Origin of the sequence: Streptomyces sp. NPDC093064, from assembly GCF_044754605.1 — a bacterium.
GTDB lineage: Bacteria > Actinomycetota > Actinomycetes > Streptomycetales > Streptomycetaceae > Streptomyces.
The window spans coordinates 41,954-66,187 of the sequence record NZ_JBIVPK010000041.1 but is presented as its reverse complement, the minus strand read 5'-3'; the positions used below and the strand labels follow the sequence as shown (position 1 = coordinate 66,187).

Annotated in this window: 2 protein-coding genes; both read left to right on the top strand. The window is 71.8% G+C overall.

All coding sequences use genetic code 11. The annotated features are described in order from the left end of the window. On the top strand, positions 1–9,219 hold the full coding sequence (locus tag ACIQFZ_RS33120; protein ID WP_402692957.1) for an amino acid adenylation domain-containing protein: 9,219 nt from the start codon (positions 1–3) through the stop codon (positions 9,217–9,219). Continuing rightward, positions 9,201–24,206, top strand: a complete 15,006-nt coding sequence (locus ACIQFZ_RS33115) for an amino acid adenylation domain-containing protein (RefSeq protein ID WP_402692956.1) — start codon at positions 9,201–9,203, stop codon at positions 24,204–24,206. The genes ACIQFZ_RS33120 and ACIQFZ_RS33115 overlap by 19 nt, the downstream gene beginning before the upstream one ends. Positions 24,207–24,234: the final 28 nt, after the last annotated feature.

Here is a 24,234-nt window from a genome sequence, read left to right as displayed (position 1 = left end):
ATGACCGGTTATCAGATTGCCCGCCTGCCGCTCACGGCCGCGCAGTCCGGTATCTGGCTTTCCCAGCGGCTTCGGCCGACGAATCCGCTCTTCAATATCGCCGAATACATCGACATCCACGGCGAGATCGACCCCGCGCTTTTCGAGAGCGCGTTGCGCCGCACCGTGACCGAGGCGGAAACACTGCGGATCCGGGTCGTGGAGGAGGACGGCAGGGCGGTACAGGTCGTCGAAGAGTGCGCCGACTGGACCTTGTCCTTCGTCGACGTCAGCCACGACGGCGATCCTCGAGCGAGCGCTGAGAGCTGGATGCGCGCCGACATGTGCCGGCCGGTCGACCCCACGACCGGCCCACTGTTCGCCTTCGCGCTGTTCAAGGCGGCGCAGGACCGGTACTTCTGGTACCAGCGTTACCACCACATCGTCATCGACGGCCTCGGCCTGTCCCTCGTCGGCCGCCGTGTCGCCGAGGTCTACACCGCGCTGGCAGCCGGACTTCCCTGCCCCGCACCGCAGTTCGGCTCCCTGGCCGAACTCCTCGACGACGAGGCGGCGTACCGGGCATCCGACCGGTTCGCCCGCGACCGGGCTTACTGGATGTCACGCTTCGCCGATCAGACCCCCGCCGCCAGCCTGGCGGAGCGCACGCCGGCCCTCCCCGAACGGCTGCAGCGCCGGACCGCCTTCCTCGATGAGGCGGCGCTGGCCGAGCTGCGCGCCACCGCGCGCGAGGCGGAGGTCGGCTGGCCCGCCGTCCTGGTCGCGGCACTCGCCGTCTACCTGCACCGGATGACCGGCAACCGGCGGGTGGTCCTCGGCCTGCCGGTGATGGCCCGAGCAGCCGGGCGTGCGCGCACCATTCCCGGGATGATGTCAGGCGTCCTGCCCCTCCGGCTGGAGCTGAACCCCGGCACCACCGTGGCCGAAGCCGTCCGCCAGGCGTCCGCGGAGCTGCGCCGCGCGCTGAAGCACCAGCGCTACCGCACCGAGGACCTGCGCCGGGACCTCGAACTCTCTGGGGACGAACACCGCCTCGTCGGCCCGCACATCAACATCGTCATGGTTGACTACGACCTGAGCTTCGCCGGCCACCGCGGCACGGTGCACAACCTCGGCGGCGGTCCCGTCGACGATCTGTCGCTCGTCGTGGACGGTCGCGGTATCGGAGCCGCCGAGCACGGACAGCCCGAAAACGGCCAGGGCACGGCCGACGGCCTGCGCATCGACCTGGACGCCAATCCGGAGCTCTACGGCCCAGACGAACTCGCAGGCCACCAGAGGCGCTTCCTCGACCTCGTCGGCCACTTCACCCCCGACGGGCTCGACAAGCCCATCGGCGCACTCGGTCTGCTGACCCCTCAGGAACGCGAACACATCCTCGTCGAGTGGAACGCCACCGCACAGTCGGTACCGACCGCCTTGCTGCCCGAGCTGTTCGAAAGACAGTCGGCACGCACCCCGCAGGCCCCGGCGGTCGTCTTCGAGGGCAAGACGCTGACATACGCGGAAGTCAACGCGCACGCCAATCGGCTCGCCCATCTGCTGATCGCACACGGCGTCGGTCCCGAAAGCGTCGTGGCACTGTCGGTACCTCGCTCCGACAACATGATCGTGGCGCTCCTCGCCATCCTGAAGGCCGGCGCCGCCTACCTTCCGGTGGACCCCGGTTACCCGGCCGAGCGGATCGCCTACATCCTCGACGACGCCGGGCCGCAGATGGTGCTCACGGTCACCGGGACGACCGCGACCCGGACCGCGGCCGACGGCAGCGGCCGGACCGCACTGCTCCTCGACACCCCCGAGACGGCCGAACTGCTCGCCGGGCACCCCGACCACAACCCCACCGACGCCGGCCGCGCCGCCCCACTGCGGCCGCAGCATCCCGCGTATGTGATCTACACCTCGGGCTCCACCGGCCGGCCCAAGGGCGTCGTGGTCTCCCACTCCAGCGCCGTCGACCTCGCGACCTGGGCGGCCACCGACATCGGACCCCGACAGCTCAGCCGCGTCCTCGCATCGACTTCGCTCAACTTCGACGTCTCGGTCTTCGAGATGTTCGGACCACTGTGCTGCGGCGGCAGCATCGAGGTGGTGCGAGACCTGCTCGCCCTCACCGAACGGACCGCGGACGGATGGTCGGGCAGCCTCGTCAGCGCCGTGCCGTCGGCGATCGCCCAAGTCCTCGCACACGGCGAGGTGAACGCCTGCGCCGAAACCGTTGTCCTGGCCGGCGAGGCCCTGTCCGCCCACGCCGTCACCGCCATCCGCTCCGCCATCCCGGGCTGCCGCATCGCCAACATCTACGGCCCGACCGAGGCCACCGTCTACGCCACCGCCTGGTACAGCGACCGTGAAGCAGACCCGGGCACACAGGCACCGCCGATCGGCCGTCCCATCTCCAACACCCGGGCGTATGTGCTCGACTCCGGGCTGCAGCCGGTGCCCGTGGGCGTCACGGGAGAGCTCTACCTCGCCGGTGACGGTCTGGCCCGCGGCTATCTGAGGCGTCCTGGGCTGACGGCGGAGCGGTTTGTGGCGGATCCGTTCGGTGGTTCGGGCAGCCGGATGTATCGCACGGGTGATGTGGTGCGGTGGCGTGCGGACGGGGTGATCGAGTACGTCGGTCGTGCGGATGAGCAGGTGAAGGTCCGGGGTTTCCGGATCGAGCTGGGGGAGATCGAGGCGGTTCTGGCGCGGCATCCGCAGGTGCGGCATGCGGCGATGATCGCCCGGGAGGACCGGGCGGGTGTGAAGCAGCTGGTGGCGTATGTCGTGGCCGACGGTGCGGCGGATGTCGCAGAGCTGCGCAAGCACCTGGGTGCGCAATTGCCGGAGTACATGGTGCCGGCGGCGTTCGTGGTGCTGGAGCGGTTGCCGTTGACGCCGAACGGCAAGCTGGACCGGCGTGCTCTGCCGGCGCCCGATTTCGCATCGGCGGTCACCGGGCGAGCCCCCACCACCGGGCGGGAAGAGGTCCTGTGTGCGGTGTTCGCCGATGTGCTGGGGGTGGAGCGGGTCGGCGTGGACGACAGCTTCTTCGACCTGGGCGGGGACAGCATCGTCTCGATCCAGCTCGTCAGCCGGGCCCGTACCGCAGGGCTGGTCATCACCCCACGCGACGTCTTCGAACGCCCCACCGTTGCAGCACTCGCCGCGGTGGCCACGGACGTGGACGACGCATCGGCGCCAGTCCCGGACGACGGCGTCGGTGTGGTGGGGCTGACGCCGATCGTGCACTGGTTGCGGGAGCGTGGCGGGCCGGTCGACGGCTTCCACCAGTCGATGCTGGTGCGCACTCCGGCCGGGCTGACGCTGGAGCGTCTGACGGCGGGGCTGCAGGCGGTGCTCGACCACCATGACGCGTTGCGTCTGACACTGCGACGCGGTGACGGCGCGTGGGAGCTGGAGACGGGGCCGCGCGGCTCGGTCGATGCGGCGGGCGTGGTCCGGCGGGTTGCTGATCCGGATGAGCTGGCCGGTGATCCGCTGCGTGGGTGGCCGTTGCGGCCGGATGCGGGGGAGATGGTCCGTGCGGTGTGGTGGGATGCCGGACCGGACACGCCGGGCCGGTTGCTGCTGGTGCTGCATCACCTGGTGGTGGACGGGGTGTCGTGGCGGATTCTGCTGCCGGATCTGGCCGCGGCGGTTGAGGGCCGGGCGCTGGAGCCGGTCGGTATGTCGCTGCGGGGTTGGGCCGAACACCTCACCGCGCTCGCCCAGGATCCGGCCCGTCTTCAGGAACTTCCGTTGTGGACGAAGGTGTTGGAGAGTCCTGATCCGCAGGTCGGGGCGCGGGCGCTGGATCCGGTGCGGGACACGGTGGCCACGGTGCGGCATCTGCGGCTGACGCTGTCGCCGGAGCGGACGGAGCCGTTGCTGACGCGGGTGCCCGCCGTCTTCCACGGTGGTGTGAACGACGTTCTGCTGACCGCTCTGGCGCTGGCGGTGGCGGACTGGCGGCGCCGTAAGGGCCACTGCGATGCGGCTGGTGTGCTGGTCGATCTGGAGGGTCATGGCCGTCAGGACATCGTCGAGGGCGCCGACCTGTCCCGCACGGTGGGCTGGTTCACCAGCCTGTATCCGGTGCGTCTGGAGCCCGGTGCCGTGGACTGGGCTGATGTGTGGGCCGGCGGGGCCGAGGCCGGGCAGGCGCTGAAGCGGGTCAAGGAGCAGTTGCGCGCCCTGCCCGACCGCGGGATCGGCTACGGCCTGCTGCGCCACCTCAACCCCGACACCGCGCCCCGGCTGGCGGCGCTGCCGTCCCCGCAGATCGGGTTCAACTACCTCGGCCGCCTCACCTCCGGCACCGACACCGACTGGGCACCGCAGAGCGCCTCCGGCGGCGGGGACGAGGAGATGCCGCTCGTCCACGCCATCGACGTCGACGCGCTGACCCTGGATTCCCACGACGGCGCGCACCTGCACGCGACCTGGAGCTGGCCGGACAGGCTGCTCACCGAGGACGACGTGCGGGACCTCGCCGAGACCTGGTTCCGCGCCCTGGACGCCCTCGCCGCCCACGCCGAACGCCAAGGAGCCGGCGGACACACCCCCTCCGACTTCGCCCTGGTCTCCCTCACCCAAGACGAGATCGACGCCCTGGAGCAGTCCTGCCCTCAGCTCGCCGACGTTCTGCCGCTCGCGCCGATGCAGGAAGGGCTACTGTTCCACGCCCTGTTCGACCAGGACGCCGCGGACGTCTACACCGTGCAGCTCTTCCTCGGTATGGACGGCGCGCTCGACGTACGGGCGTTGCGCACCGCGGCCCAGGCCCTGCTGCGCAGACACCCGAACCTCCGCTCCGGCTTCCGGCACGAGCAGGTCACCACTCCCGTCCAGGTCGTCCACCACGAGGTGGAGCTGCCCTGGGAGACCCATGACCTGCGCAGACTCGACCCCGACGAGCAGAGCGCGGAACTCGCCCGCATCGCGGCGGAGGAACGCGGACGCCGATTCGATCTGGCGACACCGCCCCTGCTGCGCTTCCTCCTCGTACGGCTCGCGGACGATCACAGCCGCTTGGTCTTGACGTGCCATCACATCCTGCTCGACGGCTGGTCGATGCCCCTGCTCGCACAGGAGCTGTTCACGCTCTACGCGCATGGCGGCGACGACGCCGGACTGCTCCAGGCCACCCCCTACCGCGACTACCTGTCGTGGCTGGCGGCCCAGGACCGGCAGGTGGCCGAACAAGCGTGGCGGCAGGCGCTCGCGGGCATCGAGGAGCCCACCCTGCTCGCTCCGACAAGCACCGGCACCGCCACTCGGCCCCCGGAACGGATCGCCCTGGAGCTGTCACCGGAGCTGACCACCGCGCTCACCGAGCGGGGACGTCGGCTCGGACTGACCATGAACACGCTGGTCCAGGGCGCCTGGGCGGTGCTGCTCAGCCGGCTCACCGGAGCCCAGGACGTCGTCTTCGGCGCCACCGTCTCCGGACGGCCGGGTGAGATAGTCGGCGTCGAGTCCATGCTCGGCCTGTTCATCAACACACTGCCGGTGCGCGTGACACTGCGGCCGGAGGAGAGCTGGGCACAGCTGCTGAGCCGCCTGCAGGAACAGCAGTCGGCGCTGATGGAGCACCAATACATCGGGTTGCACGACACCCAGCGCCTGGCCGGTGTCGGGGAGCTGTTCGACACACTGACCGTCTTCGAGAACTACCCCCTGGATCCGGCACTGCTGGACGTCGCGGGCACCGGGGTCCGGGTCACCGAGGCCGACGCGCAAGACGCCACGCACTACCCGCTCACCCTCGTCGCGGTACCAGGCCCCCGGCTCGGTCTGCGCCTCGGCTACCGGCCCGAGCTCTTCACCTCCGACATCGTCCAGTCCATCGGCACACGCCTGCACCGTCTGCTGGAATCCATCGCCGCGGAGCCCGAGCAGCCGGTCGCGGTCGTCGACGTCCTGGACGCCGCCGAACGCGAGCGGACCCTGATCACCTGGAACGCCACCGAGCGGGACGTCCCGGCCGTCACCCTCACCGAACTCATCGAGGTCCAGGCGGCCCGCACCCCGCAGGTCCCCGCGGCGGTTTTCGAGGGCGAGACACTGACGTACGCGGAGCTCAATGCACGCGCCAACCGCCTGGCACGGCTGCTGGCCGAACGCGGAGCGGGCCCTGAGGGCTTCGTCGCCCTCGCCGTTCCCCGGTCCCTCGACCTCATCATCGCCCTGCTGGCCGTACTGAAGTCGGGTGCCGCCTACATACCCGTCGACCCCGACTACCCCGCCGAGCGCATCCGGTACATCCTGTCCAACACCGGTCCCACGATGCTGCTCACCACCACGGACGTCGTGCCCGCGCTGCCGGCCGACGACTCCACACCGCGTCTGCTGCTGGACACCGAGGACACCCGGGCGGCGCTGAGGCGTCACGCCGACCACGACCTCACCGACGCCGACCGGCTCGCCCCGCTGACCGACCTCAACACCGCCTACGTCATCTACACCTCGGGTTCCACGGGCAAGCCCAAGGGCGTGCTGGTCCCGCACCAGGGAATCGTCAATCGGCTGCTGTGGATGCAGGCACGGTACGGGCTCGACGCCTCCGACCGGGTGCTGCAGAAGACCCCGTCCGGCTTCGACGTGTCGGTGTGGGAGTTCTTCTGGCCGCTCATCGTGGGTGCCCGACTCGTGGTCGCACGGCCCGAAGGCCACAAGGACCCGGCCTACCTCGCCCGGATCATCCGCGACGAGGGCGTCACCACGATGCACTTCGTCCCGTCCATGCTCCAGGTCTTCCTCACCGAGCCCACCGCCGCACTATGCACCGGCCTGCGCCGCGTCATCTGCAGCGGCGAGGCCCTGCCCGGGGAACTGCGCGCACAGTTCTACGAGACGCTCGACGTGCCGCTGCACAACCTGTACGGGCCCACCGAGGCGGCCGTGGACGTCACCTCGTGGGAATGCTCGGCCCAGGACCCCGACGGGCCGGTGCCGATCGGCGCTCCCGTGTGGAACACCCAGGTGTATGTGCTGGACGCGCGGCTGCGGCCGGTGCCCGTCGGAGTGGTCGGTGAGCTCTACCTGGCCGGTGTCCAGCTCGCTCGTGGGTATGTGCGTCGGTCGGGGCTGACGGCGGAGCGGTTTGTGGCGGATCCGTTCGGTGGTTCGGGCAGCCGGATGTATCGCACGGGTGATGTGGTGCGGTGGCGTGCGGACGGGGTGATCGAGTACGTCGGTCGTGCGGATGAGCAGGTGAAGGTCCGGGGTTTCCGGATCGAGCTGGGGGAGATCGAGGCGGTTCTGGGGCGTCATCCGCAGGTGCGGCATACGGCGGTGATCGCCCGGGAGGACCGGGCGGGTGTGAAGCAGCTGGTGGCGTATGTCGTGGCGGATGGTGTGCCGGATGCCGGTCAGTTGCGTGAGTTCGTGGGCGCGGAGTTGCCGGAGTACATGGTGCCAGTGGCCTTCGTGCTGCTGGAGCGGTTGCCGTTGACGCCGAACGGCAAGCTGGACCGGCGTGCTCTGCCGGCGCCCGATTTCGGGGCGGCGGTCGCGGGGCGGGCTCCTTCCACTCCCCGGGAAGAGGCCCTGTGCGCGGTGTTCGCCGATGTGCTGGGGGTGGAGCGGGTCGGCGTGGACGACAGCTTCTTCGACCTGGGCGGGGACAGCATCGTCTCGATCCAGCTCGTCAGCCGGGCCCGTACCGCAGGGCTGGTCATCACCCCACGCGACGTCTTCCAGCACCGCACGGTGGCCGCACTCGCCGCAACGGCTGGCGAAGTCCGCACGACAGCGGTGGAACCACCGGACCACGGCATCGGTGTGGTGCCGTTGACACCGATCGTGCACTGGTTGCGGGAGCGAGGCGGTCCGATCGACGGTTTCCACCAGTCGATGCTGGTGCGCACGCCCGCCGGGCTGACGCCGGAGCGTCTGACAGCGGGCCTTCAGAAGGTGCTTGATCACCACGATGCCTTGCGCTCGACGCTCCGGCCTGTCGGTGGTGTGTGGGAGTTGGAGACATTGCCCCGGGGCGCGGTCGATGCGGCGGACTTGATCAGGCGGGCGACGGATCCGGATCACCTGGTCGTTGATCCCGGCTGGTCGTTGCGGCCGGATGCGGGTCAGATGGTCCGTGCGGTGTGGTGGGATGCCGGACCGGACAGGCCGGGCCGGTTGCTGCTGGTGCTGCATCACCTGGTGGTGGACGGGGTGTCGTGGCGGATTCTGCTGCCGGATCTGGCCGCGGCGGTTGAGGGCCGGGAGTTGGAGCCGGTCGGGACGTCGCTGCGGGGCTGGGCCGAACACCTCACCGCGCTCGCCCAGGACCCGGCCCGGGTGGCGGAACTTCCTCTGTGGACTGAAGTGCTGGAGGGCCCTGATCCGTTGATCGGGGCGCGGGCGCTGGATCCGGTGCGGGACACGGTGGCCACGGTGCGGCATCTGCGGTTGACGTTGTCGCCGGAGCGGACCGAGCCGTTGCTGACGCGCGTGCCAGCCGTCTTCCACGGTGGTGTCAACGACGTCCTGCTGACGGGCCTGGCCCTGGCGGTGGCGGACTGGCGGCGCCGCAAGCGCCAGACGGATGCAGCGGCCGGTGTGCTGGTCGACCTGGAGGGTCATGGCCGCGAGGACGTCGTTGAGGGCGCCGACCTGTCCCGCACGGTGGGCTGGTTCACCAGCCTGTATCCGGTGCGGCTGGAGCCCGGTGTCGTGGACTGGGCTGATGTCTGGGCCGGGGGCGTGGAGGTGGGGCAGGCGCTGAAGCGGGTCAAGGAGCAGTTGCGCGCCCTGCCGGACAACGGGATCGGCTACGGGCTGCTGCGTCACCTCAATCCCGAGACCTCGGCCCGGCTGGCCGGACTGCCGGCCCCGCAGATCGGGTTCAACTACCTCGGCCGCCTCACCTCCGGCACCGACACCGACTGGGCTGCGGCGCCGGAAGCCGACGGGCTCGGCGGTGGAGCGGACGACGCGATGCCGTTGCCGCACGCGCTCGAGATCAACGCGCTGACCGAGGACGGGCCGGACGGCTCCCGGCTCGGCGCCGTATGGAGCTGGCCGGACGGGCTGCTCACCGAGGACGACGTGCGGGACCTCGCCGAAACCTGGTTCCGCGCTCTGGACGCCCTCGCCGCCCACGCCGAACGGCCGGGAGCCGGCGGACACACCCCCTCCGATCTCACCCTGGTCTCCCTCACCCAGGACGAGATCGACGCATTCGAAGACGAGCTTGAACTTGGAACCGAGTGGGAGATGCCGAAGTGAGCCAGCAGTCAAGGGTCGAAGACATTCTGCCTCTGTCGCCCCTGCAGGAAGGGCTTCTCTTCCACGCGGTGTATGACGCCGAGGCAACCGATGTGTACACCATGCAGTTCACCTTCGACCTCGTCGGCCCGGTGGACGTGGACGCGCTGCGGACCGCCGCGGCTGCCTTGTTGCGCCGCCATGCGAACCTGCGCGCCGGATTTCGCAGGCGCAAGACCGGTGAGGCCGTCCAGATCATCCATCGTGAGGTGGAACTGCCCTGGGACGAGCGGGATGTGAGCCACCTCGATCCAGACGCGCAGACGGCCGAGATCGCCCGGATCCTCGCGGAGGAGAAGTCCCGCAGGTTCGACCTCGCGGCGCCGCCGCTGGTGCGCTTCGTGGTCGTACGGCAGGCGGCCGAGCGGTACCGGCTCATCCTGACCAACCACCACATCCTGCTCGACGGCTGGTCGATGCCCCTGCTCGCCCGGGAGCTGTTCACGCTCTGCGCACGCGGCGGCGACGAGACCGGGATGCCGCGCGTCACCCCCTACCGCGACTACCTGGCCTGGCTCGCCGGACGGAACCGGGAGACGGCCGAGGAGGCCTGGAAGCGGGCACTGGACGGAGTGGACGGGCCCACGCTGATCGCACCCGACGCGGGGCAGGAGCGCGACGCGGTGCAGCCGCAGCGGGTGATGACGGAGCTGTCCACCGAACTGAGCGCCGCACTGGGGGCGTTCGTACGCGGGCGGGGGCTGACGACGAACACGCTGGTCCAGGGCGCGTGGGCGATACTGCTCGGTCGGCTCACCGGTCGGAGCGACGTCGTCTTCGGCAGCACGGTCTCCGGCCGTCCGCCGGAGATCCCCGGTGTGGAATCGATGGTGGGTCTGTTCATCAACACGCTGCCGGTCCGGATCGTGCTGCGGCCGCAGGAGACCCTGGCGCAGCTGCTTGCCCGGGTCCAGGACCAGCAGTCGGTGCTGATGGAACACCAGCATCTGGGGCTGCACGAGGTGCAGCGGCTGGCCGGCACCGGTGAGCTGTTCGACACCCTGACCGTCTTCGAGAACTACCCCCTGGACCCCTCCGGCCTGGATCTGCCCGGCACCGGGCTGCGCATCGAGGGCGTCGACGTCAACGACGCGACGCACTACCCGCTCACCCTGGCGGTGATCCCGGGCGACCGGCTCACCCTGCGGCTGGACCACCGCCCCGACCTGGTGGACCACGACACCGCCCAGCGCCTGGTCTCCCGCCTGGTACGGCTGCTGGAGGCGGTCCTCGCCGACCCGGACCAGCCGGTGGCGGCGGTCGACATCCTGGAGTCGTCCGAGCGCGCGCGCCTGCTCGTCGAGTGGAACGCCACGTCCCGCGACGTCCCCCGGGCCGGGCTCGGTGAACTGTTCGAGGCCCAGGCCGAGGCCACCCCCGCCAACGACGCCGTGGTCTTCGACGGCGGCGCACTGACCTACGCGCAGCTCAATGCCCGCGCCAACCGGCTCGCACGACTGCTGATGCAGCGGGGTGTCGGCCCGGAGAGCATCGTCGCCCTCGCTCTGCCCCGGTCCGTGGGCATGGTGGTGGCACAGCTCGCGGTACTCAAGGCGGGGGCCGCGTACCTACCGGTCGACCCCGACTACCCGGCCGAGCGTATCCGGTTCATGCTGCAGGACGCCCGTCCCCGGATCGTCGTCACGGGCGGCGGCACCGCCCTCACGGCCGAAGGGGAGCGGCTCGACCTCGACGACCCCGAACTGCCCGCCCTGCTCGGCACGTTCGAGGCCGGCAACCCGGTCGATGCGGACCGTACGGCCCCGCTACGGCTGCACCACCCAGCGTATGTGATCTACACCTCCGGCTCGACCGGCACCCCCAAGGGCGTCGTGGTCCCTCACACCGGTCTGGCCGCCTTCGCCGCCGCGGCTGTCGAGAACTTCGCCGTCGACGCCCGGGCACGCGTCCTGCAGTTCGCCTCGCCCAGCTTCGACGCCGCCGTCCTGGAACTGTGCATGGCTCTGACCTGCGGGGCCGCGCTCGTCGTTCCGCCGCCCGGGCCACTGGCGGGGGAGACCCTCGCCGAGGTGCTGGCCGGGCAGCGCATCAGCCACGCTCTCATCCCGCCGGCCGCCCTGGCCTCCGTACCGGCCCAGACGCCGCTGCCCGACTTCCGCTCCCTGGTCGTCGGCGGTGACGCCTGCTCCGCGGAGCTGGTGGCACGCTGGTCCTCCGGCCGCCGGATGGTCAACGCCTACGGCCCGACCGAGTCGACCATCGCCGCGACCATGAGCCGCCCGTTGAGCGGGCAGGACACGCCGCCGATCGGCAGCCCGGTTGTCAACACCCGGGTGTATGTGCTCGACGCCGGGCTGCGGCCCGTCCCCGTCGGTGTGGCGGGAGAGCTCTATCTCGCGGGCGACGGACTGGCCCGCGGCTATCTGCGCCGCCCCGGGCTGACGGCGGAGCGGTTCGTCGCCGACCCCTTCGGTGCCCCGGGCACCCGGATGTACCGCACGGGCGATGTCGTGCGCTGGCGGGCCGACGGCACCCTGGACTACCTCGGGCGCGCCGACGAACAGGTGAAGATCCGGGGCTTCCGCATCGAGCCGGGCGAGATCGAGACCGTACTCGCGCGCCATCCGTGCATCCGGGAGGTCGCCGTGATCGCCCGCGAGGAGCGGCCCGGCGTCCGCCGGCTGGTGGCCTACGTGGTGGGCGAGGCCGACCCGGCCGAACTGCGCGAGCACGCGGCCGGTGTCCTGCCCGGCCACATGGTCCCTTCGGCATTCGTCCGCCTCGACGCGCTGCCGCTCACCCCCCACGGCAAGCTGGACCGCAAGGCGCTGCCCGCCCCGGAGTACGGCCCGGTGGCCGCCGAGCGGGTCCCCGACACGCCACAGGAAGAGGCCCTGTGCGCGGTGTTCGCCGACGTGCTGGGAGTGGAACGGGTCGGCGTCGACGACGACTTCTTCGATCTGGGCGGTGACAGCATCGTCTCCATCCAGCTCGTCGGCCGCGCCCGTGCCGCCGGACTGGTCTTCACCCCGCGCGATGTGTTCCGGCTGCGGACCGTGGCCGCGCTCGCCGCCATGGCCACCCCGCAGGAGCAGACGACGGCGACCGGCGAACCGGACGACTCCGGCATCGGCGCGGTGCCGCTCACCCCGATCGTGCACTGGCTGCGCGAGCGCGGCGGGCCCGTCGACAGCTTCCACCAGTCGATGCTGGTCCGCACTCCGGCCGGGCTCGACCAGGCGCGGCTGACCGCGGCGCTGCAGGCCGTGCTCGACCATCACGACGCCCTGCGGCTGCGGCTGACCCGGACCGGCGGCATCGTCTGGAGCCTGGAGGTGGCCGGGCGCGGGGCAGTCGACGCCGCCGGGTGCCTGACTCGCGTGGACGCGGCCGGACTGGGAGGCGAATCGCTGCGCACGGTGGTCGCCGGACACCAGGGCATCGCACAGGCCCGGCTCTCGCCCGAGAAGGGCGCCATGGTGCAGGCCGTGTGGTTCGACGCCGGGCCGAAGGAGAGCGGCAGGCTGCTGCTCGTCCTGCACCACCTGGTCGTCGACGGTGTGTCCTGGCGCATCCTGCTGCCCGACCTCGCCGCCGCCTGCGAGACCGTCAGGGTGGGCGGCACCCCGCGCCTGGCGCCGGTGGGCACCTCGCTGCGGCGCTGGGCCGAGCAGCTCACCACGCTCGCCCAGCACCCGGCCCGGCTGGACGAACTGCCGCTGTGGACGGGCGTGCTCGACGTCCCGGACCCGCTGCTGGGCAGCCGCGCCCTGGACCCCGCACGGGACACCGTGGCCACAGTCCGCCATGTCAGCCTCACGCTGCCGCCCGAGCGCACCGAGCCGCTGCTGACGCGCGTGCCCGCCGCCTTCCACGGCGGAGTCAACGACGTCCTGCTGACCGGCTTGGCGCTTGCCGTCGCGGACTGGCGCCGACGCAGGAACGAGGACGCGGCGGCCCCGCTCCTGGTCGACCTCGAAGGCCACGGCCGCGAGGACATCGCCGACGGCGTCGACCTCTCCCGCACCGTCGGCTGGTTCACCGACCTGCATCCGGTGCGGCTCGACGCGGGTGTGACGGACTGGGCCGAGCTGTGGGCCGGCGGCCCGCAGGCCGGAGCGGCCCTCAAGCGCGTCAAGGAACAGCTGCGCGCCCTGCCCGACAACGGCATGGGCTACGGGCTGCTGCGCCACCTCAACCCGCAGACCGGTCCGGCGCTCGCTCGACTGCGCACCCCGCAGATCGGCTTCAACTACCTGGGACGCTTCCCCGCCGCCTCCGCCGCGGATCAGGCCGCCGACTGGACCCCGGCCCCGGAGGCGGACGGCCTCGGCGGCGGTGTCGACCCGGCCATGCCCATCCCGCACGCCCTGGAGATCAACGCGCTCACCCAGGACCACCCCGACGGGCCGCGGCTGACCGCGACCCTCTCCTGGCCCGGCGACCTGCTGGACGAGGACGCCGCCCGCGACCTGGCCGACACCTGGAGCCGTGCGCTGGACGTCCTCGCGGCGCACGGCGAGGGGGCGGAGGCCGGCGGGCACACCCCGTCCGACCTGCCCCTGGTCGCCCTCGGCCAGGGGGAGATCGACATCGTGGAGCGGGCCCGTCCCGGTGTCGTCGATCTGCTGCCGCTGTCGTCCCTGCAGGAGGGGCTCCTCTTCCACGCCCTCTACGACGAGCAGGCGCGTGACGTCTACACCGTGCAGCTGCTGCTGGATGTGACGGGGCCGCTGGACAGGCAGGCGCTGCGGCGCGCGGCCCAGGCCCTGCTGGAGCGCCACGCCAATCTGCGCGCCGGTTTCTGGCACGAAGGACTTGGCACGGCGGTGCAGTTCGTGCCCCGCCCGGACCAGGTCGAGCTGCCTTGGTACGAGCACGACCTGTCCGAAGTCCCGGCCGGACGGCAGGACGCCGACATGGAGCGGCTGCTCGCCGAGGACCGGGCCCGCCGCTTCGACCTGACCGCGCCGCCGCTGCTGCGCATCACCGTGATCCGGCTCGGCGCCGACCGCTGGCGGCTGGTGCTCACCAACCACCACATCCTGCTGGACGGCTGGTCCACACCGCTGCTGGCCCAGGAACTGTTCACGCTCTACGCTTCGGGCGGAAACGACACCGCACTGCCCCGCGTCACCCCCTACCGCGACTACCTGGCCTGGCTGTCGGAACAGGACCGCAGCGCCGCCGAGAAGGCGTGGAAGCAGGCCCTCGAAGGCGCCGAGCCCTCCCTGCTCGCCCCCGTGGACGCCGGCCGTGAGGCGGCGATACCGGAGAAGGTCACGGTCGAGCTGTCCCCGGAGCTGACCGCCGCGCTCACCGAGCGGGGACGGCGCCTCGGGCTGACCACGAACACGCTCGTGCAGGGCGCTTGGGCGGTGCTGCTCGGCCGGCTCACCGGACGCCAGGACGTCGTCTTCGGCGCCACCGTCTCCGGACGCCCGCCCCAGATCGCCGGCATCGAGACGATGGTGGGCCTGTTCATCAACACCCTGCCGGTCCGGATCGCGCTGCGGTCCGACGAACCGCTGTCCGCGCTGCTCGCCCGGATACAGGAGCAGCAGTCGCTGCCGTCCGACCACCAGTACCTCGGCCTCACCGACATCCAGGCCATCGCCGGCACCGGCGAACTCTTCGACACGCTTACCGTGTTCGAGAACTACCCCCTCGACCCGGCTGCCCTGGAGCTGCCCGGCACCGGCCTCACCGTCCTCGGGATCGACGGCCGGGACGCCACCCACTACCCGCTGACCCTGGTCGCCCTGCCCGGACTGCCCGGCCAGGGACTCGAACTGCGCCTGAACCACCGCGTGGACGTGCTCGATCCGGCGGCCGTGCGGGAGATGGCGGACCGGCTGCTGCGGCTGCTGGAACTGATCGCCACGGACCCGGACCGGCCGGTCGGGCGGATCGATGTGCTGGGCGGCGACGAGCGCGTCCGGCTGCTGGCGCAGGGCACCGGGGATGCCCGGCCCCGGCCCGCCGCCAACGGATCCGTCCAGCGCCGGTTCGCAGAGCAGGCGGCCCGCACGCCCGACGCCGTCGCGCTGAGCACCGACGACGGCCGGGAACTGACGTACCGGGAACTCGACGCCCGCGCCAACAGGCTTGCGCACCGGCTGATCGCCCTCGGGGTCGGCCGCGAGACCCCGGTCGCCGTGATGCAGCAGCGATCTGTCGAGCTGGTGGTGGCCATCCTCGCCGTGCTGAAGGCCGGCGGCGCCTACGTGCCCCTGGACGCCCGCTATCCGCAGGCCCGGCTGCAGCTCATCGTCGAACAGACCGCCGCCACCGTGCTGCTCACCGACCGTGCCATGAGCGAGGACGCCCGCGCCTTCCCGCACCAGGCCCGGCTGCTGGTCGTCGACGACGCCACCCTCGACGGCGAGCCGGACACCGATCCCGGCATCGACGGACACCCCGAGCAACTGGCCTACGTCATGTACACCTCGGGGTCGACCGGCACCCCCAAGGGCGTCGCCGTCACTCACCGCGACGTGCTCAGCCTCGCCTTCGACGGCGCCTGGGACAGCGGCAACCACACCCGGGTGCTACTGCACTCGCCCCAGGCCTTCGACGCCTCCACCTATGAACTGTGGGTGCCGCTGCTGCGCGGCGGCCACATCGTGGTGGCGCCCCCCGCCGAACTCGACGTCCGCGACCTCGCGCGCGTCATCCTGGAACGCCGGGTCACCGGGCTGTGGCTGACCGCAGGCCTCTTCCGGCTCCTGGCCGAGGAGCGGCCCGAGTGCTTCGCCGGCGTGAGCGAGGTGTGGTCCGGCGGCGACATCGTCCCCGCGGCCATGGTGCGCAAGGTCCTGGACACCTGCCCCGGCCTGGTCGTCGGCGACGGCTACGGCCCGACCGAGACCACCACGTTCGCCGCCTACCACCGGATGCGCGCCGCGGACACCGTCCCCGACACCGTGCCGATCGGCGGGCCGCTGGACCACATGCGGCTCTACGTCCTCGACGACACCCTGACCCTCACCCCGCCCGGAGTGGCCGGCGAACTGTACATTGCGGGCGCCGGACTCGCCCGCGGCTACCTGAGCCGGCCCGGGCTGACCGCGGAGCGCTTCGTCGCCGACCCCTTCGGGCCCGCCGGAGCGCGGATGTACCGCAGCGGCGACCTCGCGCGCTGGACGCCCGAAGGAGTGCTGGAGTTCGTCGGACGCGCCGACGAACAGGTCAAGGTGCGCGGCTTTCGCATAGAACTCGGCGAGATCGAGGCCGTCCTGGCCCGCTTCCCGGACCTGGCGCAGGTCGCCGTCGTCGTCCGAGAGGACCAGCCCGGCGACAAGCGCCTGGTCGCCTACGTGGTACCGGCCGGCGCGAGCGCCGCACCGGACCTGTCGGACCTGCGCGACCAGGCCTCGGCCGCGCTGCCCGCCTACATGGTCCCCGCCGCCTTCGTCGCCCTGGACACCCTGCCGGTCACCACCAACGGCAAGCTCGACCGCAGGGCCCTGCCCACGCCCGACTACGGCGCCGCCTCCACCCGCCGGGCACCGCGCACCCCCGAGGAGCGCACCCTCTGCGCGATCTTCGCAGAGGTCCTGGGCCTGGCCGAGGTCGGCATCGACGACAGCTTCTTCGACCTCGGCGGCCACTCCCTGCTGGCCACCCGCCTGGTCAGCAGGGTGCGCTCGGCGTTCGGCGTGGAGCTGGCAGTGCGCAGCCTGTTCGAGCAGCCCACCCCCGCCCGGCTCATGGAGGCCATCGCCCAGGCCTCCCGGGCCCGCGCCGCGCTGCGGCCCGCCGAACGCCCCGAGCTCATCCCCATGTCGTACGGCCAGCAGAGGCTGTGGTTCCTCAACCGGCTGGAAGGCGCCGCGTCCCCGTACAAGATTCCGATCGCGCTGCGGCTGCGCGGAGACCTCGACCGCGAGGCCCTGCAGGCCGCACTGGGTGACATCGTGGAGCGGCACGAGGCCCTGCGGACCGTCTTCCGGGAGACCGGCGGCACCCCCTACCAGGTGGTGCTCGACGCCGAGACCGCCACCCCGGTGCTCACCACGCGGACCGTCACCGAGGAGGAGTTGCCCGAGGCGTTGATCGGCGCGGTGGCGCCCGGCTTCGACCTCGCCGTCGACCCGCCCCTGCGGGCCACCCTGTACGAACTCGGCCCCGACACCCACGTCCTGCTGCTGGTCCTGCACCACATCGCCGGCGACGGCTGGTCGATGAGCCCCCTGGCCCGCGACTTCTGCCTGGCTTACACCGCCCGGATGAAGGGCGAGGCGCACGGGCAGGACCCGCTGCCCGTCCAGTACGCCGACTACAGCATCTGGCAGCGCGAGGTCATGGGCCGCGAGGACGACCCGGACAGCACCGTCTCCCGGCAGCTGGACTTCTGGAAGCGCGCCCTCGCCGGGATCCCCGACGAACTGGAGTTGCCGGCCGACCGGTCGCGGCCCGCCGCCGCCACCTACCAGGGCGGCACCCTGATGTTCCGGCTCGAGGAAGAGCTGCACGACGGCCTGCTCGGACTGGTACGCGACAACGAGGTCAGCCTGTTCATGGTGGTGCAGGCGGGGCTGGCGGCGCTGCTGACCCGGCTCGGCGCGGGCACCGACATCCCGCTGGGCAGCCCCATCGCCGGCCGCACCGACGAAGCCCTCGACGAACTGGTCGGCTTCTTCGTCAACACCCTGGTACTGCGCACCGACACCTCAAACAACCCCACCTTCCGCGAACTCCTCGCCCGCGTCCGCGACACCGACCTGGCCGCCTACGCCCACCAGGACATCCCCTTCGAACGGCTGGTGGAGGTCCTCAACCCCACCCGCTCGATGGCGCGCAACCCGCTGTTCCAGGTGATGCTGGTGCTCCAGAACAACGTGCAGGCCGATCTGCGGCTGCCCGGGCTGGACGTCACCGTGGAGACGGCCGGCGCCCACGCCGCCCAGTTCGATCTCTCCTTCGACCTCACCGAGCGCTATACCGAGGAGGGCGCGCCCCAGGGCTTGGACGGGCGGTTCGACTACAGCACCGACCTGTTCGACCCCGGCACGGCCGAGCGGCTGCTGGCCTGCTTCGTCCAGTTCCTCCGGGCCGCCGTCGCCGAGCCCGACCTCCCAGTCTCCGACCTGGACATCATCGACCCCGCGGAGCGGCGGCAACTGCTCCTGGACTGGAACCGCACCGACCGGGACACCGAGACAATCGGAGTCGTGGAACGCGTCCGGGAGATCGCCGCCCGGACGCCGCACGCCACCGCCCTCACCGACGACGACCAAAGCGTCGACTACGCCACCCTGGCGGGCCGCGCGAGCGCGCTCTCCCGCAGGCTGCTGGCGAGCGGCGCGGACGCCGGCTCCATCGTCGCGATCCTCTCCGACCGCACCGTCCGGGCGCCCGTCGCGGTCCTCGCCGTCCTCGGCATCGGCGCCGCCTACGTGCCGCTCGACCCGCGTGCCCCGCACCGGCGCAGCGCCGGAATGCTGGCCGACAGCGGTGCCCGCCTGCTGCTCGCGGCGCCCGAGCACCTCGATGCGGCCCGGGAACTGGCGGCGGCCGCCGCGAACCCGGTCGAGGTGCTGGCACTGGACGACGCGACCGACGACGTCGACCAGCTGATGCCCCTCGTCGGGGGCCCCGGCCACCTCGCCTACGTGATCTTCACCTCCGGCTCCACCGGTCGCCCCAAGGGCGCGATGGTGCACCACCGCGGCATGGTCAACCACCTCCTGGCCAAGATCGAGGACCTGGAGCTGACAGACGCCGACAGCGTCGTGGCCAACGCCCCGCTGACGTTCGACATCTCCGTGTGGCAGATGCTGGCCGGACTGGTCGCCGGCGGCCGGGTACGCCCGGTCGGTGAGGACACCGCCCTGGACCCGCAGGCCCTGTTCGGCCGGGTCGCCGACGAGCGCATCACCGTCCTGGAGGTCGTCCCCTCCCTGCTGCGCACCGCACTGGACGCCTGGGGGTCGGGCGCCGAACCCGTTGAACTGCCCGCGCTGCGGTGGCTGATGGTGACCGGCGAGGCCCTTGCGCCGGACCTGTGCGGCCGCTGGCTCGCCCGCTACCCGCACATTCCGCTGGTCAACGCCTACGGTCCGACCGAGTGCTCCGACGATGTCACCCACGCCGTCATCGACGCCGCCACCGCGCTCGGCGACGTGCGGGTGCCGATCGGCGCCGCGATCCGCAACACCCGCCTGTACGTCCTGGACAACCGGCTCCAGCCGGTCCCGGTCGGTGTCCCGGGTGAGCTGTACGTCGGTGGCACCGGCGTCGGATACGGCTATGTCGGCGACCCACGGCGCACCGCGGTCACCTTCGTGCCCGACCCGTTCGCCGACGAGCCCGGTCGCCGGCTCTACCGCACCGGCGACCGGGTGCGCCGACTGCCCGACGGACAGCTGGAGTTCCTCGGGCGGCTCGACCACCAGGTCAAGATCCGCGGGCAGCGCATCGAACTCGGTGAGGTGGAGGCCGCGCTGCGCGCCGTCCCGGCCGTGACCGACGCGGTGGTCACCGTCGGCACCGACCCCGCCGGACAGAGCCGGCTCGTCGGCCACATCGTCGGCGCGGTCGACCCCCGCCAGGTGCGCACCGAACTCGCCGGGGCGCTGCCGGAGGCGATGGTGCCCGCGGCCCTCATGGTCCTGGACGCACTGCCGCTGACCCCCAACGGCAAGGTGGACCGCAAGGCCCTGCCGGCCCCGGACTTCGGGGCGTTGGCCACCGGCTCGGGACGGGCCCCGCGCACCCCGCAGGAAGAGCTGCTGTGCGAGGTGTTCGCCGAAGTGCTGGGCCTGCCCCGAGTGGGCCCCGACGACGACTTCTTCGACCTCGGCGGCCACTCCCTGCTCGCCACCCGCCTGGTGAATCGGATCCGGGCAGTCTTCGGGGTCGAACTCCAGGTCAGGTCCTTGTTCGAAACACCCACCGTGGCCGGGATCGCCGCCTCGCTCAGCGTGGGCACCGGCGGCCGGGCCCCGTTGGTCCCGGTCGAGCGGACGGGACGGATCCCCCTGTCGTACGCCCAGCGCCGGCTGTGGTTCCTCAACCGGTTCGACGGAGACAGCGGCGCCTACAACGTGCCGCTGGCCCTGCGTCTGGCCGGCGACCTCGACCGTGAGGCACTGCGCGCGGCCCTCGGCGACGTGGTGGCCCGCCACGAGACCCTGCGCACCGTCTTTCCCGAGGCCACCGGCCTCGACGCGGAGAGCGGCGCACACCAGGCGATCATGGACGCCGAGACCGCGCGGCCCGCGCTGCCGGTCACCGACACCGACGAGACGTCTCTGCCCGGACTGCTGGCCGGGGAGGCCGCCGCCGGATTCGACCTCACTCGCGAACCCCCCTTGCGTGCAAGGCTGTTCTCGCTTGCCGCGGACGAGCATGTGCTGCTGTTGGTGATGCACCACATCGCCAGCGACGGTGCCTCGTCGGCCCCGCTGGCCCGCGACCTGGCCTCCGCCTACGAGGCTCGGCGGGCCGGCGAGGCGCCGCGGTGGACACCGCTGCGGGTGACCTACGCCGACTACAGCGTCTGGCAGCGCCAGGTCCTCGGCGACGAGAGCGACCCGGACAGCCCGATCTCCCGGCAGCTCGACTTCTGGCGCGGCCATCTGGCCGGACTGCCGGAGGAGTTGGAGCTGCCCACCGACCGCCCCCGCCCCGCGGTCGCCACCGGGGCGGGCGGCACCATCCCCGTCGTCATCGGCCCGGAGCTGCACCAGCGCCTGACCGAACTCGCCCGCGACAACCGGGTCAGCCTGTTCATGGTGGTGCAGGCGGGGCTGGCGGCGCTGCTGACCCGGCTCGGCGCGGGCACCGACATCCCGCTGGGCAGCCCCATCGCCGGCCGCACCGACGAAGCCCTCGACGAACTGGTCGGCTTCTTCGTCAACACCGTGGTACTGCGCACCGACACCTCAAACAACCCCACCTTCCGCGAACTGCTCGCCCGAGTCCGCGACACCGACCTGGCCGCCTACGCCCACCAGGACATGCCGTTCGAGCGGCTGGTGGAGGTCCTCAACCCCACCCGCTCCCTGTCCCGGCACCCGCTCTTCCAGATCGCCCTGGCCTTCCAGAACCCCACCGTGGTCGGCCAGGAGGTCACCGGACTGACCGTGACCGGCGAACCGCTCGGCAACGGCGGCGCCAAGTTCGATCTCTCGGTCAGCCTCAGCGACCGGCGGGACGACAGCGGCGGCTGCCAGGGCATCGAAGGCCAGGTCGTCTACAGCGCCGACCTGTTCGACGCGGACACCGTCAGCGCCTTCGTCGCCCGGCTGGTGAGGCTGCTGGAGGGGGCCGTCGCCGCCCCGGACCAGCCGATCGGCCGGGTCGGGCTGCTCGATGCCGCCGAGCGCGAGCGCATGGTGGTCACCTGGAACGACACCGCCACCGACGTCCCCCGCGTGGCACAGCCCGAACTGTTCCAGGCACAGGTGGCCCGCACCCCCGACGCGCCCGCCGTGGTTTTCGGCGGCGAGGAGCTGACGTACGCGCAGCTGAACGCCGGCGCCAACCGGCTGGCACGCTTCCTCATCGACCGCGGAGTGGGCCCGGAGCGGTTCGTCGCCGTGGCTCTGCCCAGGTCGGCGCGGCTGGTGGTGGCGCTCCTCGCCGTCCTCAAGGCCGGCGGCGCCTACGTGCCGGTCGACCCGGCGTACCCGGCCGAGCGGATCGCGTTCATGTTCTCCGACACGGACCCGGCGCTGCTGCTCACCGACATGGCCACCGCAGCTGCACTGCCGCAGGGCACCGAGGCCGTCGAGCGCGTCCTGCTGGACGACGTGGCCACCGACGAACGGATCGCCGCCTTCGACGCCACCGACCCCGACGACGGCGACCGGTCGGCACCGCTGCGACCGGCCAACCCGGCCTACGTCATCTACACCTCCGGCTCGACCGGGCGGCCCAAGGGCGTCGTGATCCAGCACACCTCGCTCACCGACTACCTCGTCTTCGCCGCAGGCGACTACGACGGGGTCCGCGGCACGGCGCTCCTGCACTCGTCGATCTCCTTCGACCTGTCGGTGACCGCCGCCCATGTGCCGCTGACGGTGGGTGGCACCGTCCACGTCGTCAGCGACCTGCAGGACCCGGACCCGCAGACGGCCGAGGCGCTGCGTCGGCGCCCCTGCACCTTCCTCAAGGCCACGCCCAGCCATCTGCCGGTCCTGCACACCCTGCCCGAGGAGTACGCACCCACCACCGAACTGCTGCTCGGCGGAGAGCTGCTGCTGGGCGAGCGGGTCGACGCCTGGCGCAAGGACCACCCCGGCACCACCGTCCTGAACATGTACGGACCCACCGAGACGACCGTCAACTGCAGCCAGTACCGCATCGAGCCGGGCACACCGATCTTGCCGGGCCCGCTGCCCATCGGCGGCCCGATGCCCAACACCCGCTTCCACGTGCTCGACGACCACCTCGAACTGGTGCCGCCGGGAGCGGCCGGAGAGCTGTACGTCGCCGGTGACTGCCTGGCCCGCGGCTATCTGGGCCGCCCCGACATGACGGCCGCCCGCTTCGTCCCCGACCCCTTCGGCGCCCCCGGCGCCCGGATGTACCGCACCGGCGACGTGGTGCGCTGGAACCTCGACGGCACCCTGTCCTTCCTGCGGCGCGTGGACGACCAGGTCAAGCTGCGCGGCTTCCGGATCGAACTCGGCGAGGTCGAGGCCGTCCTCGACCGCCACCCGGCCGTCGCCCGGTCCGCGGTGATCGTCCGCGAGGACCGCCCCGGCGACCAGCGGCTGGTCGCCTACGTGGTGCCCGCACCCGGCGCCGACCTCCCGGCCGGCCCCGCACTGCGCCGCCACGCCGCCGCGGACCTTCCCGAGTACATGGTCCCGAACGCGTTCGTGGAACTGCATGCACTGCCGCTGACGCCCAACCGCAAACTGGACCGCCGGGCCCTGCCCGCCCCCGAGTCCTCCGCGGTGAGCGGTGGCCGCGCACCCCGCACCCGCCAGGAGCGGCTGCTCACCGAACTGTTCGCCGAAGTCCTCGGGTTGAACCGGGTGAGCATCGACGACGGCTTCTTCGACCTCGGCGGCCACTCCCTGCTGGCTACCCGCCTCATCGGTCGGGTGCGTGCCACCTTCGGCACGGACATCGCCATCCGCACCCTCTTCGAGGCCCCCACCGTGGCGGAGCTCGCCGAACGGCTCGGTACCGAGGACGGCGACGGCCCGGGCGCCTTCGACGTCCTGCTGCCGCTGCGCCGCCGGGGCAGCCTCCCGCCACTGTTCTGCGTACACCCGGCCAGCGGCTTCAGCTGGTCCTACGCCGGGCTGATGCGTCACCTGAGCCCCGACTTCCCGATCTACGGCCTGCAGTCGCGAGGCATCGCCGACCCCTGCGAACTGCCCACCAGCGTCGAGGAGATCGCCGCCGACTACCTGAAGCAGGTGCGCAGCGTCCAGCCCACCGGCCCCTACCTGCTGCTCGGCTGGTCCTTCGGCGGCCTGGTCGCCCACGCCATGGCCGAACAGCTCCAGCGCGCGGGAGAGAAGGTCGACCTGCTGGCCATGCTCGACTCCTTCCCGCGGCTCCCCGCCGGCGACGGGGGCCCGGTGCGGCCGGGGGAGGAGGACGCGGTTCTGTCCCAGCAGGAGTTCCTCACCGGCATGCTCGACCTTGCCGGCTACGACCGCGGCAGCCGGGACGGGGAGCCACTGGCGTACGCACGGGTCACCGAGATCCTCCGCGGCCAGGGCGGCGTGCTCGGCAGCCTCGAGGAGCGGCATGTGGCCGCCCTGTACGAGGTCTTCGAGAACAACTCCCGCCTCGCGCGCGGCCACATACCCGGCACCTACGTCGGTGACGTGCTCTTCTTCGAGGCCACGCTCGGCACGCCCGAGCACGCTCCGGGCCCGGACATCTGGGCGCCGTTCCTCGAAGGATCCATCGACAGCCATGCCGTGCGCTCCACCCACGACGACATGACCCAGCCGGAGCCGCTCGCCGAGATCGGCAGGATCCTCGCCGCCCGGCTCCGTGACTTCACCTGAGACACCTCCGCACAGAGAGAAAGAACGA

Bases quoted from the DNA above. Each gene is read 5' to 3' on its own strand.
- ACIQFZ_RS33120 (WP_402692957.1), top strand. From the start codon at position 1: ATGACCGGTTATCAGATTGCCCGCCTGCCGCTCACGGCCGCGCAGTCC.